12 protein-coding genes are annotated in these 16,602 nt (G+C 64.0%); 7 read left to right on the forward strand and 5 right to left on the reverse strand.

Features of this window, described 5'->3' with window-relative positions; translation table 11 throughout:
- Nucleotides 1-10: 10 nt before the first annotated feature.
- A complete protein-coding gene (gene dnaE / locus JHD73_RS03360) occupies nucleotides 11-3,532 on the reverse strand; it encodes a DNA polymerase III subunit alpha (RefSeq protein ID WP_199027746.1) in 3,522 nt (1,173 codons plus the stop codon).
- Between the two features lie 160 nt (nucleotides 3,533-3,692).
- Here dnaE and JHD73_RS03365 point away from each other — a divergent pair, with 160 nt between their 5' ends.
- Together JHD73_RS03365 and JHD73_RS29040 are read left to right on the forward strand one after the other, a co-directional pair.
- On the forward strand, nucleotides 3,693-4,541 hold the full coding sequence (locus JHD73_RS03365) for a sulfurtransferase (RefSeq protein WP_199027748.1): 849 nt from the start codon (nucleotides 3,693-3,695) through the stop codon (nucleotides 4,539-4,541).
- Nucleotides 4,538-4,663 carry a YgdI/YgdR family lipoprotein gene (locus JHD73_RS29040; protein WP_233176765.1) on the forward strand — a complete coding sequence of 42 codons (126 nt, stop codon included), beginning with the start codon at nucleotides 4,538-4,540 and terminating at the stop codon, nucleotides 4,661-4,663. The genes JHD73_RS03365 and JHD73_RS29040 overlap by 4 nt, the downstream gene beginning before the upstream one ends.
- 63 nt (nucleotides 4,664-4,726) lie before the next feature.
- Here the strand turns inward: JHD73_RS29040 and JHD73_RS03370 are convergent, their stop codons facing one another.
- Both JHD73_RS03370 and JHD73_RS03375 read right to left on the reverse strand, forming a co-directional pair.
- Nucleotides 4,727-5,299, reverse strand: coding sequence for a flavodoxin family protein (locus tag JHD73_RS03370; RefSeq protein WP_199027750.1), 573 nt, complete (start codon nucleotides 5,297-5,299; stop codon nucleotides 4,727-4,729).
- A gap of 81 nt (nucleotides 5,300-5,380) precedes the next feature.
- The gene (locus tag JHD73_RS03375) at nucleotides 5,381-6,079 is read right to left on the reverse strand and encodes a pirin family protein (RefSeq protein WP_199027752.1); all 699 of its coding nucleotides are present in this window, start codon (nucleotides 6,077-6,079) and stop codon (nucleotides 5,381-5,383) included.
- A gap of 106 nt (nucleotides 6,080-6,185) precedes the next feature.
- On the opposite strand from JHD73_RS03375, the gene JHD73_RS03380 reads away from it, so the two are divergent.
- Together JHD73_RS03380 and gluQRS are read left to right on the forward strand one after the other, a co-directional pair.
- Nucleotides 6,186-7,088, forward strand: coding sequence for a LysR family transcriptional regulator (locus tag JHD73_RS03380; protein WP_199027754.1), 903 nt, complete (start codon nucleotides 6,186-6,188; stop codon nucleotides 7,086-7,088).
- A 66-nt stretch (nucleotides 7,089-7,154) separates the two neighbouring features.
- Nucleotides 7,155-8,102, forward strand: a complete 948-nt coding sequence (gene gluQRS, locus JHD73_RS03385) for a tRNA glutamyl-Q(34) synthetase GluQRS (protein ID WP_199027756.1) — start codon at nucleotides 7,155-7,157, stop codon at nucleotides 8,100-8,102.
- A 25-nt stretch (nucleotides 8,103-8,127) separates the two neighbouring features.
- On the opposite strand, the gene JHD73_RS03390 is transcribed toward gluQRS, so the two are convergent.
- The gene (locus tag JHD73_RS03390; RefSeq protein WP_199027758.1) at nucleotides 8,128-9,615 is read right to left on the reverse strand and encodes a DEAD/DEAH box helicase; all 1,488 of its coding nucleotides are present in this window, start codon (nucleotides 9,613-9,615) and stop codon (nucleotides 8,128-8,130) included.
- Between the two features lie 238 nt (nucleotides 9,616-9,853).
- Between JHD73_RS03390 and JHD73_RS03395 the strand changes: the two genes are divergently transcribed.
- Nucleotides 9,854-10,669 carry an MBL fold metallo-hydrolase gene (locus JHD73_RS03395; protein WP_199027760.1) on the forward strand — a complete coding sequence of 272 codons (816 nt, stop codon included), beginning with the start codon at nucleotides 9,854-9,856 and terminating at the stop codon, nucleotides 10,667-10,669.
- Here the strand turns inward: JHD73_RS03395 and JHD73_RS03400 are convergent.
- Entirely contained in the window at nucleotides 10,653-11,363 is a 711-nt protein-coding gene (locus JHD73_RS03400; protein WP_199027762.1) for a TetR/AcrR family transcriptional regulator, read from the reverse strand. The two genes, JHD73_RS03395 and JHD73_RS03400, sit on opposite strands and share 17 nt — an antisense overlap.
- A 201-nt stretch (nucleotides 11,364-11,564) precedes the next feature.
- On the opposite strand from JHD73_RS03400, the gene JHD73_RS03405 reads away from it, so the two are divergent.
- Nucleotides 11,565-13,286, forward strand: a complete 1,722-nt coding sequence (locus JHD73_RS03405) for an AMP-binding protein (protein ID WP_199027764.1) — start codon at nucleotides 11,565-11,567, stop codon at nucleotides 13,284-13,286.
- Nucleotides 13,283-16,600, forward strand: a complete 3,318-nt coding sequence (locus tag JHD73_RS03410) for a carboxyl transferase domain-containing protein (RefSeq protein WP_199027766.1) — start codon at nucleotides 13,283-13,285, stop codon at nucleotides 16,598-16,600. Before JHD73_RS03405 ends, JHD73_RS03410 begins: the two co-directional genes overlap by 4 nt.
- Nucleotides 16,601-16,602 lie beyond the last annotated feature (2 nt).

Below are 16,602 nucleotides of genomic sequence, written 5' to 3' on the forward strand. Positions count from 1 at the left end.
GCAGTACCTCTCAGTCGTACATCGTAAGCACGTTCTCGGCGTTCAGCGCCTGACGCAGCGCCGCGATCGCTTCTTCGCTCGGCACGATGCGCCAGGCATCACCCAGCACGGCCTCGCAGCGAGCCTGTTCGCAGCTGTAGCTGATGCGCACGGACACGCCGTTACCATCCACTGCCACGAGCGGCGTCAACAGGTCGCGCAACTTGGCGGACGTTGAGTTGCCGTTCATCGACAACCGGATGGCGCGGGCAAACTTGGCACGCGCCTGCGTCAGATCCATCACCGATTCGGCCGTCACGCGCACGCCACCGGTGAACATGTCGTGGCGGGCGCTGCCCTGCACGATCAGCACTTCGTCTTCCTTGAACAGCGCGCGGTTGGCTTCGAAGACTTCGTTGAAGACTGTCACCTCGGTCGCCTCGCTGGCGGAGCCGTCGTCAAGCATGACAATCAGCATCTTGCCGCGCTGCGTCATCTGCGTACGCTGGCCAACGATCACGCCCGCCACCGTCTTGTTGCGCGCGTCGCGGTTGCCGTAACCACCTCCACCGTTGCCCTTGTCAGTCACCTCACGGGCGAGGTCAGCCAGCGTCGTGCGGGCAAACCGGCGTACCTCGTCTCGGCACTCGTCAAAAAGGTGCCCTGACAGGTAGAAACCCAGCGCCTGCTTTTCTTCCTGCAGCTTGCGCTTGGTAGTCCAGGCCGGTTCATCGACGAGCTCCGGAGCGTGCTGCTCGGCATCGTCACCGCTCATCAGGTCGAAGAGCGAGACCTGGTTGGCAGCGGCTGCTTTCTGTTCTGCGGCTTCCATCGCCAGCCCGATCGAGGCGAGCAACTGCGCGCGATTCGGGTTGAGGCTGTCGAAGGCGCCGGCACGCACCAGCGCTTCGATCGTGCGGCGATTGACCTGGCGACGGTCAACGCGCTCGCAGAAATCGAACAAGTCTTTGAACGGACCGTCTTCGCGCGCACGCAGAATGTCTTCAATGGCGCCCTGCCCGCTGCCCTTCACGCCGCCCAGGCCATAACGGATGGTCTTGGCGTCCGTCGGCGTAAAGCGGTACAGACTTGCGTTGATATCCGGCGGCAGCACCTTCAGGCCGTTCTTGCCGATGGCGTCGTCGTGGAGGATCTTCACCTTATCGGTGTCGTCCATGGCGAGCGACATGTTGGCTGCCATGAATTCGGCCGGGTGATGCGCCTTGAGCCACGCGGTGTAGTACGCCAGCAGCGCATACGCTGCCGCGTGCGACTTATTGAAGCCGTAGCCCGCGAACTTCTCCATCAGGTCGAAGATTTCGTCGGCCTTCTCTGTCGTCAGACCATCCTTGGCCGCGCCCGCGCGGAACAGCTCGCGGTGCTGGGCCATCTCTTCCGGCTTCTTCTTACCCATCGCGCGACGCAGCAAATCAGCGCCGCCGAGCGAGTAACCGCCCACGATCTGCGCCATCTGCATCACCTGCTCCTGGTAGACCATGATGCCGTAGGTCTCCTTGAGCACTGGCTCGACGCGCGGGTCGGGATACTCCACCTTCTCGCGGCCGTGCTTACGGGCGCAGAAACTGGGGATCAGGTCCATTGGGCCTGGGCGATACAACGCCACCAGGGCGATGATGTCCTCGAAGCGGTCAGGCTTGGCGTCCTTCAGCATGCCCTGCATGCCGCGGCTTTCCAGCTGGAACACCGCCACCGTGTTGGCCGCCTTGAGGATGTCGAACGCCGGCTTGTCGTTCAGCGGGATATGGCTGCAGTTCCAATCCGCCTTGGACGGATCGAGCATGCGGATGTAGCGCTCGGCCCAGTCGAGGATCGTGAGCGTGGTCAAGCCCAAAAAGTCGAACTTGACCAGGCCGACGGCTTCCACGTCGTCCTTGTCGTACTGGCTGACGACGCCGGCGTCTTCGCCACCTTGCGTGTAGAGCGGGCAGAAGTCGGTCAGCTTGCCCGGGGCGATCAGCACACCGCCCGCGTGCATGCCGACGTTACGCGTCATGCCTTCCACGCGCTGGGCGAGCTCCAGGAGCTGCTTGACCTCTTCTTCGTTGGCTTCACGCTCGGCCAGGAGCGGCTCTTCCTTCTTGGCTTCTTCCAGCGTGACGAGCTTGCCCGGCTTGAACGGGATCAGCTTGGCCACACCGTCGACAAAGTTGTAGCCGAGGTCGAGCACGCGACCCACATCGCGCACGGCTGCCTTGGCGGCCATGGTGCCAAAGGTGGCGATCTGCGAGACGGCGTCCTTGCCGTACTTTTCCTTTACGTACTGGATGACGCGATCGCGGCCGTGCTGGCAGAAGTCGATGTCGAAGTCGGGCATCGACACACGTTCCGGGTTCAGGAAGCGCTCAAACAGCAGGTTGTACTTGAGCGGGTCCAGATCGGTAATGCCCAGCGCATACGCCACCAGCGAACCCGCACCCGAGCCCCGGCCTGGCCCCACCGGCACGCCGTTGTTCTTGGCCCAGTTGATGAAGTCCGCCACGATCAGGAAGTAGCCCGGGAAGCCCATCTTGATGATGGTGCCGGTCTCGAATTCCAGGCGGGCGTAGTACTCAGCGCGCTTGGATTCGCGCACCACCTCATCGGGGAACAACACCTCCATGCGCTTTTCCAGCCCTTCCTTGGCGAGGTGGACGAGATAGTCGTCCAGCGACATGCCGTCAGGCGTCGGGAACAGCGGCAGCTTGGGCTTGCCCAGCTCCAGCGTGAGGTTGCAGCGCTGCGCGATCTGCACCGCATTGGCCAACGCGGACGGGATGTCGGCAAACAGCGCGCACATCTCGTCCTGCGTCTTGAAGTATTGGTCGGTCGTGAAGCGTTTGGTACGACGCGGATTGGCGAGCAGTTCGCCCTCCGAAATGCAGGTGCGCGCCTCGTGCGCTGTAAAGTCATCCGGCGTCATGAACTGCACCGGATGCGTGGCGACCACCGGAAGATGCATCGCCGCGGCCAGCTTCACGGCCTGTTGAACATAGGCCTCGGTACCGGCATGGCCGGCGCGCTGCAGTTCGATGTAGAACGCGTCCGGAAACACGCGCGACCAGTTCGTTGCCAGCTTGCGCGCCAGTGCATCGTTGCCGTTGGCCAGCGCCATGCCGATATCACCAGCCATGCCGCCAGACAGCGCCAGCAGACCCGTAGCGAGCGGTGCGTCTTCCACGCCGGGCTCGTCAAACCATTCGGGGGCAATTTCTGCACGACCGCGATGTTGATTGCTCAGCCAAGCACGGGAGAGCAACTGGCAGAGGTTCAAGTAGCCCTGCTTGTTACGCACCAGCAACAGAAGGCGTGTCGGCTTGTCGCGCTCGTCGTGATTGGTGATCCACACGTCAGCACCAACGATGGGCTTGACGCCCTTGCCGCGCGCTTCCTTGTAGAAGCGCACCAGCCCGAAGGCGTTGGCGAGGTCGGTCAGCGCCAGGGCGCCCATGCCATCTTTGGCGGCGGCCTTGACGGCATCGTCCAGACGGACGTTGCCATCGACGACGGAGTATTCGGAATGGAGACGGAGGTGGACGAAGCGCGGCGAATTCATCCGCGTATTGTACCGGCTGGGGTCCGGGTATCACCTTCCGTCAAGCATTTGCGCACACGGAGTTGACCATCGACAACGCCACCCAGTCATTGGGACCGTTATAATTTCGGCTTACGAATCAACGGGTTACCCAGGCGCCCCAAAACCGGCGCGGCAGCACATGCAGATCGTCAATATTTCCGCTTACAAATTCGTCACCCTCGATGACCGCGACACCCTGCGCCCAGCGCTGCTGGCCGAATGCCAAGCGCGCGAACTGAAGGGCACCGTGCTGCTGGCCCCCGAGGGCATCAACATCTTCCTGGCCGGCTCGCGCGAGGCGATCGACGGCATCGTCGGCTGGCTGCGAGCCGACCCGCGCTTTGCCGATCTGGCACCGAAGGAAAGCCTGTCCGACCACCAGCCGTTCCGCCGCCTGCTGGTGCGCCTGAAGAAAGAAATCATCACCATGCGCCATCCGCTGATTCGTCCGGAAAGCGGACGTGCGCCGTCGGTCACCCCGCCGGAGCTCAAGCGCTGGCTGGACCAGGGCCACGACGACGAAGGCCGCCCCGTGGTGATGCTCGACACGCGCAATGACTATGAAGTCGCGGTCGGCACCTTCAAGAACGTCGTCGAGTACAACCTCAAGAAGTTCACCGAATTCCCGCCCGCCATTGCCGCGCACAAGGATGACTTTGCCGGCAAGACCGTCGTGTCGTTCTGCACCGGCGGCATCCGCTGTGAAAAAGCCGCGATCCACATGCAGGAGATCGGCGTCGAGCGCGTGTACCAGCTCGAAGGCGGCATCCTCAAGTATTTCGAGGAAGTGGGTGGCGCCCACTACGACGGTGATTGCTTTGTCTTCGACCACCGCACCGCGCTCAACGCTGAGCTGCTGCCGGCTGGCCCGAAGCAGTGCTTTGCGTGCCGCGCCGTCGTCACGCCGGAAGAGCAACAATCGGCCGACTACATCCCCGGCAAGCGCTGCCCGCACTGCGCTGACCACCAAACCCGCGCCGCCGCATGAAACGCCTCGCTACCGCGCTCCTCGTCGCCATGCTCGGCCTTGCGGTGCTGAGCGGTTGCTCGACAAGTTGCGCGGGCGGTTCGAACCGGGGGGTGTTCTGCGGAGCCGGCACGCGGTTCTGACACCAGCGCAGCCCACAAAAAACGCCGGACATGCCGGCGTTTTTCTTTGGGCGATCCGCCGACTTACTGGCGGCCGCGCACAAACTGATTGGTGATGGCGACAATGCGCTCACCGAACAGCTTGGCGGTTTCCAGATCGCCGGGCAGCGGGCCTTCTTCGGGGCTCACATCCGACGGCGATTGCGACAGCGCACCACCAAACCCACCCAGGTAGTTCACGTCGTTGCGCGTGGCCGCCTTGCTATTGGCCGGCATCATGCCCGTGCCCACCCAGATCATTCCGTGCTGCTGCGACAGCGTCCACAGGTACTGAATCGACGAAAATTTGTCGCCGTTCATCGATGCGGAGTTCGTGAAGCCAGCGGCGATCTTGTCCTTCCACGCGCCCGTGAACCATGCCTTGGACGAGGCATCAGCAAATTTCTTGAAGTCGCCCGAGACGCCGCCCATGTAGGTTGGCGCGCCGAAGACGATCGTGTCGACATCGGCCAGCAGCGCCCAGGTGTCGTCGTTGACGTCCGTGACCGAGATCAGGTGCGCCTCGGCGCCGGCGTTCTTCACGCCCGCAAACACAGCCTCGGCTTGCTTCTTGGTGTGGCCATAACCACTGTGATAAACGACTGCAACGCGTGCCATGAGAATCCTCTTGGGGTTGGGGTAACGGCAGGGGAACAACAAGAATAGGAAAAACGGCGCACCGAGCATGCGCCGCGAACATTACGGCAGATCGAACACCAGCACTTCGCTGTCTTCGCCGCCGGAAAGCGTCACCGCACTTTCCTGCGTCAGCTTGGCCGCATCGCCGCCGACGAGCGTACGGCCATTGACGCTGACCTTGCCACGCACCACGTGCACATAGGCACGACGGCCGTCGACGATGGGCAGCGTCGCCGTTTCAGCACCATCGAATCGGCCAGCATAAAGCGACATGTCCTGATGCACCGTCACCGAATCATTGCGTCCGTCGTTGCTGGCAATGAGGGCCAGCTTGCCGCGCTTGGCCGCATCGTCAAAGCGGCGCTCTTCGTAGCCGGGCGTGAGGTTCAGTTGCGCGGGCAGCACCCAGATCTGCAGGAAATGCGTGGTCTGGTCCTGCGCATGGTTGAACTCGGAATGACGCACGCCTGTCCCAGCCGTCATGCGTTGCACGTCACCGGGGCGCAGTACGCTGCCGTTGCCCATGCTGTCCTTGTGCGCCAGTTCGCCATCGAGCACGTAGCTGATGATTTCCATGTCGCGGTGGCCATGCGTGCCAAAGCCCATACCGGCTGCGACGCGGTCTTCATTGATGACGCGCAACGGCCCGAACTGAACGTGTTCCGGGTCCATGTAATCGGCAAACGAAAAGCTGTGATACGACTTCAGCCAGCCATGGTCTGCGTAACCTCGGTCTTGAGAGGGGCGGATTTCAATCATTTTGATGAATCTCCTATCCAAATCACTGCGTTGATGTGTGAATGGTACGCAGATTGGCTATAGTTGCGCCGTACGGCTTTGATTCATTTCATCAAAAATTCTGAATATGGCGCTCTCGCTGGAATCTTTGGAAGTACTGGATGCGATTGAACGCAAGGGCAGCTTTGCCGCCGCCGCGCATGAGCTGGGCAAGGTGCCCTCCGCGCTCACTTATGTGGTGCGCAAGCTGGAGGATGACCTGGATGTGTTGCTGTTTGACCGGCGCCGCCACCGCGCAGAGCTGACACCCGCCGGCCGTGCGCTGCTCGACGAGGGCCGACACCTGCTACAGGCCGCCGACGATCTGGCCCGCCGCGTCAAACGCCTGGCCACCGGCTGGGAAGCCACGTTGACCATCGTGCTGGACAACCTTGTGTACTTCCGCGCGCTGCTGCCCGTGATCCAGGATTTCTACGCGGAGAACACCGCCACGCGCCTGCGGTTCAGCCGTGAGGTCCTGGGCGGCACGTGGGATGCGCTGCTCTCCGGCCGCGCCGATCTGATGCTTGGCCCCGCGCACACTGCGCCGGTGCAGGGTGTGCAGACGCGCACGCTTGGCGCCATTCCATTCGTATTTGCGGTGGCGACGCACCACCCGCTTGCGCAGGCACAGGAGCCTGTCCCTGCTGCGGCCATCGCGCGCCATCGCATCGTTGCTGTGGGTGATACCTCACGCAACCTGCCGGCGCGCACCATCGGCGTCATGGCCGGGCAAGACACGCTGGTGGTACCGACCATGGACGACAAGATCCAGGCGCAGATCCGCGGCCTGGGCTGCGGTTGGCTGCCGGTGCCACTGGCGCAACCCTATCTCGATTCCGGTGTGCTGATCGCCAAGGAAACCACCGAAGATCGCCGTCTCGGCACATTCCAGGTGGCGTGGCGCAACAACATGCGCGGCAAGGCATTGCAATGGTGGGTCGACAAGCTGGAAGACCCGCGTTTGGCGCAGGCACTGCTGATGCAGTAGCGGCAATTGCGGGGGCACGCCGGCAAAATCGCGCAAAATAGTGGAATCCGTGCCTGGAGTTTTGCGTTGTCCCAAGCCAATCTCGATTTCCCCGAACCTTCTGCCACACCGGCGCGCGGCACGTACCGCGGCCGCTTCGCGCCCTCGCCCACGGGGCCGCTACACATCGGTTCACTGGTGACCGCGCTGGCAAGCTGGCTTGACGCCCGCGCGCATGGTGGCACGTGGCTGGTGCGCATTGAAGACATCGACTTCCAGCGCAACGTGCCCGGCGCCGATCGCGACATCCTTGCCGCACTCGAAGCGCTCGGCCTGGCGCCTGACGAGGCGCCGCAATGGCAGAGCGCGCACCTGCATCGTTTCGAAACAGCGCTGGCGCAACTGCAGGCCATCGACCAGCTCTATCCGTGCGGCTGCACGCGTCGCGAGATTGCGGACTCCGTCACCACCATCGACGCAAATGGCCGCCTGCGCCATCAGACGCTCATCTACCCTGGCACCTGTCGCAACGGCTTGAATGGGCGCCCACCGCGCGCATGGCGTGTGCGCGTGCCGGAGGCCGACACCGCCACAATCTGCTTTGAGGACCGCTGGCAAGGCACGCAGTGCCAGAACATCGCCGAAGCCGTGGGCGACTTCGTACTCAAGCGCGCCGATGGCATGTGGGCGTATCAGATTGCGGTGGTGGCAGACGATGCCGCACAAGGCATCACCGATGTGGTGCGCGGTGCCGACCTGCTCGACTCGACGCCGCGCCAGATCTATCTGCAGCAACTGCTTGGGCTACCGCCCGTGCGCTACATGCACGTGCCGGTGGTGGTCAACGCCGACGGTGAGAAGCTCAGCAAACAGACCGGCGCACGCGCCATCAACCGCAGCCAGCCGTTAGCCGCGCTGACTGAAGCGGCGCGGCATCTGGGGCTGGAGATTCGGGCGGAAGATCTGGAGGGGTTTTACCGAGACGCCGTCCCGGCCTGGGCCAATCGCATCGCGCAATTGTCCCCGGCGACATAGCTGTCGCCGTTTTCAACGCTACAACTTAACGCTTGCGCGGCACGCCACCAAGGAGTGCTGCGATCGGGCGCTTGGCGCTGCGCGGGTGGCCAGCCGATTGTGCTGGCTTGGCCGTCTCTGCCGTTTCGGCCGGCGCCGTCGATTCGTAAGGACGATTGAAGAACGGATCGTCCGACGGACGGAATGCCGGGCGCACGATCGTGTGATCGAGCACACGGGCGCCGTTGCGCTCATCGCGCTCCCGGGCGCGACGGACTTCACCGCGGGCACGCTTTTCATCGCGCTCGCGGCGTTCACGGTCACGGGCCTGTTCGCCGGTCGGGTCGAAGTCAGTCAGTTGCTCGCGCGGCAGGTTGCGCTTGATCAGCTTTTCGATGTCGGCCAGGAAGCGCTCATCACCCGGCGCAAACAGCGACAGCGCGTCGCCCGAGGCACCGGCACGGCCCGTGCGGCCGATGCGGTGCACGTAGTCTTCTGCGTTGAACGGCAGGTCGAAGTTGATCACGCATGGCATCTGCGAGATGTCGAGGCCACGCGCTGCCACGTCGGTGGCGACCAGCACATCAACGGTGCCCTGCTTGAAGGCTTCCAGTGTCTGCATGCGCTCGGTCTGCGTCTTGTCGCCGTGGATGGCGTTGGCATTGATGCCTTCGCGCTCCAGCGCACGCGCCAGACGCGAGCAGCCGATCTTGCTGTTGGAGAACACGATGCACTGGCGCGGCAGGCCTTGGTCAGCGCGCTGGCGCAGCAGGTGCACGAGCGCGGCCTGCTTGTGATTGTCCGGCACCGTGTAGATGACCTGGCGGACGTTCTCTGCCGTAGCGTTGCTGCGTGCCACTTCGATCGTCTGCGGATGGCGCAGGTAGCTGGAGGCCAGCTTCTTGATCTCGGGCGAGAACGTGGCCGAGAACAGCAGCGTCTGACGATGCGCCGGCAGCAGGTTGATGATGCGCTGCAGGTCGGGCAAGAAACCCATGTCGAGCATGCGGTCGGCTTCATCCAGCACCAGCATGCGCACTTGCGACAGGTTCACGCTGCGTTGCTGCACGTGGTCAAGCAGGCGACCCGGCGTGGCGACAAGGATTTCCACGCCACGACGCAGTTGCTCGGTCTGCGGGTTCATGTCGACGCCGCCAAACACGACCGCGCTACGCAGCGCCGTGTACTTCGCGTACTTGGCAACGTTGTCGTACACCTGGTCGGCCAACTCGCGCGTGGGCGTGAGGATCAGCGCCCGCACCGGGTGGCGCGCCGGCGACGCGCTGGTGTTGGCGTCAGGCAGCAGGTTGTGAAGAATCGGCAGCGAGAAGCCGGCGGTCTTCCCGGTGCCCGTTTGTGCAGCGCCCATGACGTCGCGGCCGGCGGTAACGACCGGAATGGCGGCGGCCTGGATAGGTGTGGGCTTGGTGTAGCCGCTCTCGGTCAGCGCACGGAGGATGTCCGGGTGCAGGCCGAAGCTGTCGAATGTCACCGATTCGTTGACCGGCGCTTCAGACGTTGTCGCAGTGTTCATAGGGGGAGATGCAGCATGCCGAGGGGCATGGCAGGCGCGACAGGCTCAGTCGGAATTGACAGCGAGCGGCTCGCGCAAAGCGTTAAAAATCAAAAGTTTATCACGTGAGGGTCAGCACGGGACGGATGAACGACATGCCAGCACCCGCGCGGGCGCCACATCTGCCTTGACACGGATCAATAGGCCCAGGCCCATGCTGCGCGACCATCGGGCATCCCAACCTGCGCCCCCTCCCTCCATGGTGACCACGCTTTATGAAACGCCCGAGCATGTCTGCCTGATGTTTTCCGACTTGGTGGACGATCACGACGACCTGCCGGTGCAGACCAACCAGTTCCTCATTGTCGATCACGGCCACGGCGCGCTGATCGACCCGGGCGGCCAGATGACGTACAACGCGCTCTATCTGGCGATGAACAGCTACTTTCCGCCCAAGCAACTCGACTATGTGCTCGCCTCGCATGCGGACCCGGATATCGTCGCCTCGGCTGGGCGCTGGCTCACAAGTTCCAGTTGCGACATCTTGATCTCGCGCGTGTGGGAGCGCTTTCTGCCGCACTTCTGCAACGTGGGTAAGACCGAGGGCCGGATCGTACCGATTCCGGATACGGGCATGGCGATCCCGCTGGGACAATCGCATCTGCTGGCAGTGCCGGCGCATTTCCTGCACTCGGAGGGCAACTTCCAGTTCTACGATCCGGAATCGCGGATTCTCTTTTCGGGCGACCTGGGCGCATCGATGGTGCACGCCAACGTGGCTGCCAAGCCCGTGGAAGATTTCGACGCGCACCTGCCGCTGATGGCGCCCTTCCATCGCCGCTACATGAGCGGCAACCGTGTCTGCCGCTTGTGGGCACAGATGGTGCGTGGGCTGGATATCGAATGGATCGTGCCGCAGCACGGCCAGGCCTTCCGTGGGAAAGCCATGGTCAACCGCTTCATCGATTGGGTGGAAACGCTCGACTGCGGCATCGACCTGATGACGCCGGAGATCTTCCGCTTGCCCGCCATGCCGAAAACACCGGCGGGCGCGGCGCTCAAGACGCGGGTTTGACTGCCGGGCTGGGGGCCGCCGGCAGGATGATCTTCATCATGGCGCTCGACAGCTCGTGCGCCAGCACATTGGCGTCGATACGCGAGGGGTCGTGCCACGTGTACATGAAGCCCATCACGCCCCCCATCGAGTGCGCCGCGACGCGCGCATCGCCAAACTCAAACACGCCGGCGCGCTTGCCTTCGTCCAGCAGCGCATACAGATCGCGATAGTAGCCGCGCGACATGCCGTGCAGCCACTCCACGGTTTCGGGCCGCAAATATTGGCGGTCACGGTACGTGAGCGCAGCCGCATAGTGGCAGTCGATGCAGCGGCGTGCCATCTCCAGGAGGCAGGCCTGTAGGCGCTCGCGCACCGGCAGCGCCGGGTCAGCCGTCTCGCGGATGGCTGACAGGCAGATTTGCGCGGCCTCGCGGCAGAGGATGTCGAAGATCTCGTACTTGTCGGTGAAGTAGTAGTACACCGCTGGCTTGGTCACGCCCAATGCGGCGCACAAGTCACTCATCGTCATACCGGCATAGCCCTTGGTGAAGAAGAGCTGGGCGGCAGTATCAAGAATCTGTCGGCGGCGCGCCTCCTGGCGCTCGGCGATATGCGGGCGCGTGACGGGCGCAGAGACCGGTGGTGCCTCAGGAGCCTCGGTTTCAGCGGACGGTTGCACGTCGGAAACAGCAGATTTGCGGACGATGGACATGGTACGCATTCTCGCATGCCGCCTTTGGATGCGCCGTCGCGTGTGCGCATCGGGGTGGCATCACGCCGCTGAAATGCTTGACGCATCAAACGGCGCTTTCTATATTTCTACCCAATGGTATAAAAAATTACCACAAAGTATAGATAGCGCGGCGCCACTTTGCGCACGCACTGCACAACCCAACGGAGACAAGCTTTGGCGATGGACGAGTCCGAGTATCTCGGCCGCGTTCGCGCGCTCTGGGCGCGCGCATGGCCGGTCGATACCCCCCGCGAGCCCCACTACCCGATCGGGCGCGTTCCCCTCACCGAATATCTGCGCCACTGGGCGCGCACCACGCCAGACACGCCCGCCATCCACTTCTACGGACACGACACCACGTTCGCCCAGTTGGATGATCTCTCCGACCGCTTTGCCGCCCTGCTCGCGCAGCATGGTATTGGGGCAGGCGACCGGGTAGCGGTGTTCCTGTCGAACTGTCCGCAGTTCAATGCGGTGTTCTTTGGCATCCTCAAACGGGGCGCCGTGTACGTGCCGATCAGCCCGCTTTCTCAGCGCGCCGAACTGATGCATGCACTGACCGATGCAACACCGTGTGCCATTGTCGCGCTGGACCGCCTGATGCCGCTGGTGCGTGATGTGCGGGCCGAAACATCGCTCGAACACATCTTCGTCACGCGCTATGCGGATGTGCTCCCCGCCCAGCCGACGCTGCCGCTCCCGGCAATGCTTACGGAGCCGCCACTGGCTTGCGACGATGCGGTCGACTTGCTGCCGGCGTTGACGAAAACCGTGCCGATCACCCTGCCGCCCGCCTCGCTCGATACCGCCGCCGCACTCAACTACACCGGCGGCACAACCGGCCTGCCCAAGGGCTGTATCCACACTCAGGGCGACATGGTGGACATGGCGGCCGCATTCTCAGCCGTGTCACTGCGCGCCGATGCCGACACGGTCATGCTCAGCTTCTACCCGCAGTTCTGGATTGCTGGCGAGAACACCGGGTTGATCTTCCCCGCGTTCCTCGGTGTGCCGCTGGTACTGCTCGCGCGCTGGGATGCGGAGGCATTCATGGCCGGCGTGCAGCGCTACCGCGTGACCAGCGGCTCGATGTTGGTCGACAGCGCGGCCGAAGTCATGGCGCATCCGCGTGTGCACGAATACAACCTGCGCTCACTGCGGCATACCGGTGTGTCGTCCTTCGTGAAGAAGCTGAACCCAGAGTACCGCAGCGCATGGCGCGCACTCACCGGCTCGATGATGGCCGAGAGCGCCTGGGGCATGACCGAAACGCAGACCTGCAACAGCTTCACGGTCGGCATGCAGGAAGACGATTTCGATCTGCGCTCGCAACCGATCTTCGTGGGCCTGCCGGTGCCGGGCACCGACTTCAAGATCTGCGATTTCGACACACACGAACTGTTGCCCATTGGTGCAGAAGGCGAACTGTGCGTACGTACACCCACGCTGCTCAAGGGTTACTGGAACAAGCCCGAGGCCACCGCGCAGACCTTGCGCAACGGCTGGTTCCACACCGGCGACATCGGCTGCATCGACGCACACGGCTACATCCACTACCTCGGCCGCCGCAAGGAGATGCTCAAGGTCAACGGCATGAGCGTGTTCCCGGCCGAAATCGAAGCCATGCTCGGCAAACACCCTGCGGTGCTCGGTTCTGCCGTGGTGGGTCGCGCCGATGAACAGCGCGGTCAACTCCCGGTCGCCTTCGTGATGCTGCGCCCTGAGGCCATCGGCACGCTGGACGACGCCACACTCACCCATTGGTGCCGCGAGAACATGGCCGTCTACAAGGTGCCCATCGTGCGCATCGTCGACGCGCTACCGCTCACCGCCACCGGCAAGGTGCGCAAGCAGGATCTCGCACCGATCGCAGAACAGCTTCAACCCACGCTTGCTCCATGACGTTTCGCAAACTGCTGATCGCCAATCGCGGCGAGATCGCCATTCGCATTGCCCGCGCAGCCGCTGCAGCCGGGCTGCCCTCCGTCGCCATCTATTCCGAAGACGACGGTAATGCACTGCACGCGCTGCGCGCAGATGAAGCCGTCCCATTACCCGGCACCGGCCCACGCGCCTATCTCGATGGAGAGGCCATCCTCGCCGCCGCACGCGCCGTGGGCGCCACCGCCATCCACCCAGGCTACGGCTTCCTGAGTGAGAACGCCGCCTTTGCCCGCCGGTGCGCTGAGGAGGGTGTGCAGTTCATCGGGCCAGCGCCACGGGTGCTCGACCTCTTTGGCGACAAGGCGCGCGCACGGGCGCTCGCGCATGAAGCAGGCATCCCCATTGTCAACGGCACGCGCGGGGCGACGTCGCTCGAAGATGCGCAAGCCTTCTTCGCCGCGCTGCCGCCCTCGCACGGCATGATGATCAAGGCCGTGGCCGGTGGCGGCGGGCGCGGCATGCGTGCCGTGCACGATGCACTGGCGATTCCCGAGGCCTACGCGCGCTGCGTATCGGAAGCCACCGCCGCCTTCGGCAGTGGCGATGTGTATGTCGAAGCGTTGGTACCCACGCCGCGCCATATCGAGATCCAGATCGTCGCCGATGCGCATGGCAATGTCGCGCACCTCGGCGAGCGCGAATGCAGCCTGCAGCGCCGTCACCAGAAGCTGATCGAGATTGCGCCCAGCCCCGCGTTGGACGATGCGCTGCGCGCGCGCATTGCCGATGCAGCTGTGGCGCTTGCCAAAGCAGCAGGCTACAGCGGCATTGGCACGTTCGAATTCCTCGTGGAAGGCGCAGGCACACCGCATGCCACGTTCCACTTCATGGAAGCCAACCCGCGCGTGCAGGTCGAGCACACCGTCACGGAGATGGTGACCGGCGTCGATCTGGTGGTGACGCAACTGGCGCTGGCGCAAGGTGCATCGCTCGCGGAGTTGGGGCTCGACCAGCCGATCACGCCACGCGGCCATGCCGTGCAGGTGCGCATCAATGCCGAGACACTTGATGCGTCTGGCCAGCCGCATCCTTCGACCGGCACACTCACCGCGTTCGAACCGCCCAATGGCCCGGGAGTACGCGTCGATACCTGCGGCTACGCCGGCTACCGCCCCAACCCGCGTTTCGATTCGCTGCTGGCCAAATTGATCGTGCTCGCGCCACGCGGCACCTATGCGCAAACCCTGGCGCAAACCTACCGCGCGCTGTGCGAGTTCCGCATCGAAGGGTTAGTGACCAACAAGCGTCTGCTGCAGGACCTGCTGAGCGACGCACAGGTGCAAGCCAACGCCGTGCACACGCAATTTCTCGACGCGCGCCTGGCCGAACTGGTGACCGCCAGCGACGGCGCGCATCCCGCGCTCTATGCATCAGCGGATGTGTCAGCCGATCGACCGACCGATTCTGGCGAATCGCTGCTGGATGCGTTGCCAGACGATGCCGAATTGCTGACCGCGCCGATGGACGGCGCACTGATTCAGCTCAACGCCCAACCCGGCGAGACCGTAGCGCGCGGACAAGTACTGGCTGTGATCGAAGCGATGAAGATGGAGCACGTAGTGCTCGCGCCCGCTTCCGGGCAGGTGCTGCAGGTGTGCGCACAGCCCGGCGCCACGGTGCGCGAAGGCCAGCCGCTGGTCGCACTGATCCTGAGCGACGCAGAACACCAGACCGAATCCGTCGACGCCGAGATCGACCTGAACCACATCCGCCCCGACCTGCAAACCGTCATCGACCGCCATGCGTTTGGCCTCGACGCCAACCGCCCGGATGCCGTCGCCCGCCGCCGCAAGACCGGCCAGCGCACCGCACGCGAGAACATCGCGCACCTGTGTGATGCCGACTCGTTCATCGAATATGGCGCGCTCGCCATCGCAGCACAACGCCAGCGGCGCGCGCTGGATGACCTGATCCGCTCGACGCCGGCCGACGGCATCATCACCGGCATCGGCACCGTCAACGGCGCGCACTTCCCCGACCAGGAAGCACGCTGCATGGTGCTCGCCTACGACTACACCGTGCTGGCCGGCACACAGGGCACCTTCAACCACAAGAAGACTGACCGCGCGCTGGAACTGGCGCAGCAATGGAAGCTGCCGGTCGTGCTGTTTGCCGAAGGCGGCGGCGGCCGGCCGGGCGATACCGAAAAGCGCGGCGTGAGCGGCCTGGACTGCCCGACGTTCATCCACTTTGCACGTCTGTCAGGACTGGTGCCGACCGTCGGCATCGTGTCCGGCCGCTGCTTTGCCGGCAACGCCGCACTGCTGGGTTGCGCCGACGTGATCATCGCCACGCGCGACGCGACCATCGGCATGGGCGGTCCGGCCATGATTGAAGGCGGGGGCTTGGGCGTGTACGCGCCCGAGGAAGTCGGCCCGGTCAGCATGCAGGCCCCCAACGGGGTGATCGACGTGCTGGTCGAAGATGAAACCGAAGCGGTGGACGCCGCGCGCCGCTACCTGAGCTACTTCCAGGGGCCGCTTGCAGACTGGAATGCCGACGACGCACGCCACCTGCGCCACGTGATTCCCGAAAACCGCATGCGCAGCTACGACATGCGTGCCGTGATCGAAGCGCTGGCCGATACCGACTCGGTGCTGGAGCTGCGACAGGCCTTTGGCGTGGGCATCATCACCGCGCTGATCCGCATTGAGGGCCGCGCGTTCGGCTGCATCGCCAACAACCCGCGCCATTTAGGCGGCGCCATCGATTCGGCAGCGGCCGACAAGGCGTCGCGTTTCATGCAGTTGTGCAACGCCTTCGACCTGCCCATCGTCTCGCTGTGCGACACGCCAGGCTTCATGGTCGGCCCGGAAGCGGAGAAAACGGCCACCGTGCGCCATGTCAGCCGCATGTTCGTCACGGCCGGCAATCTGCGGGTGCCCTTTTTTACCGTCGTGCTGCGCAAGGGCTACGGCCTCGGGGCGATGGCCATGGCGGCCGGCGGCTTCCATGCGCCGTTCTTTACCGCGTCGTGGCCAAGCGGTGAGTTCGGCGGCATGGGCATCGAAGGCGCCATCCGCCTCGGCTACCGCAAAGAGCTGGAAGCGGTGGAAGACCCCACCGAGCGCGAAGCACTGTTCCGCAAGATGGTCGATGCCGCTTATGAGGAAGGCCGGGCGCTCAACATCGCCAGCTATCTGGAGATCGACGCCGTGATCGACCCGGCCGACACGCGCCGCTGGCTACTGCGCGGGCTGCAATCGGCGCCACCCGCACCACCGCGCCACACACGCGACCCGGCCACGCGCCGCTTCATCGATACGTGGTAGAC

It is taken from the genome of Ralstonia sp. ASV6, assembly GCF_016429285.1.
GTDB lineage: Bacteria > Pseudomonadota > Gammaproteobacteria > Burkholderiales > Burkholderiaceae > Ralstonia > Ralstonia flaminis.

What these genes read in the sequence shown, in the direction of transcription:
- JHD73_RS03400 (WP_199027762.1), bottom strand. Translation starts at nt 11,363, where the DNA reads ATGTCCATCGTCCGCAAATCTGCTGTTTCCGACGTGCAACCGTCCGCT.
- JHD73_RS03405 (WP_199027764.1), top strand. Translation starts at nt 11,565, where the DNA reads ATGGACGAGTCCGAGTATCTCGGCCGCGTTCGCGCGCTCTGGGCGCGC.
- JHD73_RS29040 (WP_233176765.1), top strand. Translation starts at nt 4,538, where the DNA reads ATGAAACGCCTCGCTACCGCGCTCCTCGTCGCCATGCTCGGCCTTGCG.
- JHD73_RS03395 (WP_199027760.1), top strand. Translation starts at nt 9,854, where the DNA reads ATGGTGACCACGCTTTATGAAACGCCCGAGCATGTCTGCCTGATGTTT.
- JHD73_RS03410 (WP_199027766.1), top strand. Translation starts at nt 13,283, where the DNA reads ATGACGTTTCGCAAACTGCTGATCGCCAATCGCGGCGAGATCGCCATT.
- JHD73_RS03365 (WP_199027748.1), top strand. Translation starts at nt 3,693, where the DNA reads ATGCAGATCGTCAATATTTCCGCTTACAAATTCGTCACCCTCGATGAC.
- JHD73_RS03375 (WP_199027752.1), bottom strand. Translation starts at nt 6,079, where the DNA reads ATGATTGAAATCCGCCCCTCTCAAGACCGAGGTTACGCAGACCATGGC.
- JHD73_RS03380 (WP_199027754.1), top strand. Translation starts at nt 6,186, where the DNA reads ATGGCGCTCTCGCTGGAATCTTTGGAAGTACTGGATGCGATTGAACGC.
- JHD73_RS03390 (WP_199027758.1), bottom strand. Translation starts at nt 9,615, where the DNA reads ATGAACACTGCGACAACGTCTGAAGCGCCGGTCAACGAATCGGTGACA.
- JHD73_RS03370 (WP_199027750.1), bottom strand. Translation starts at nt 5,299, where the DNA reads ATGGCACGCGTTGCAGTCGTTTATCACAGTGGTTATGGCCACACCAAG.
- dnaE (WP_199027746.1), bottom strand. Translation starts at nt 3,532, where the DNA reads ATGAATTCGCCGCGCTTCGTCCACCTCCGTCTCCATTCCGAATACTCC.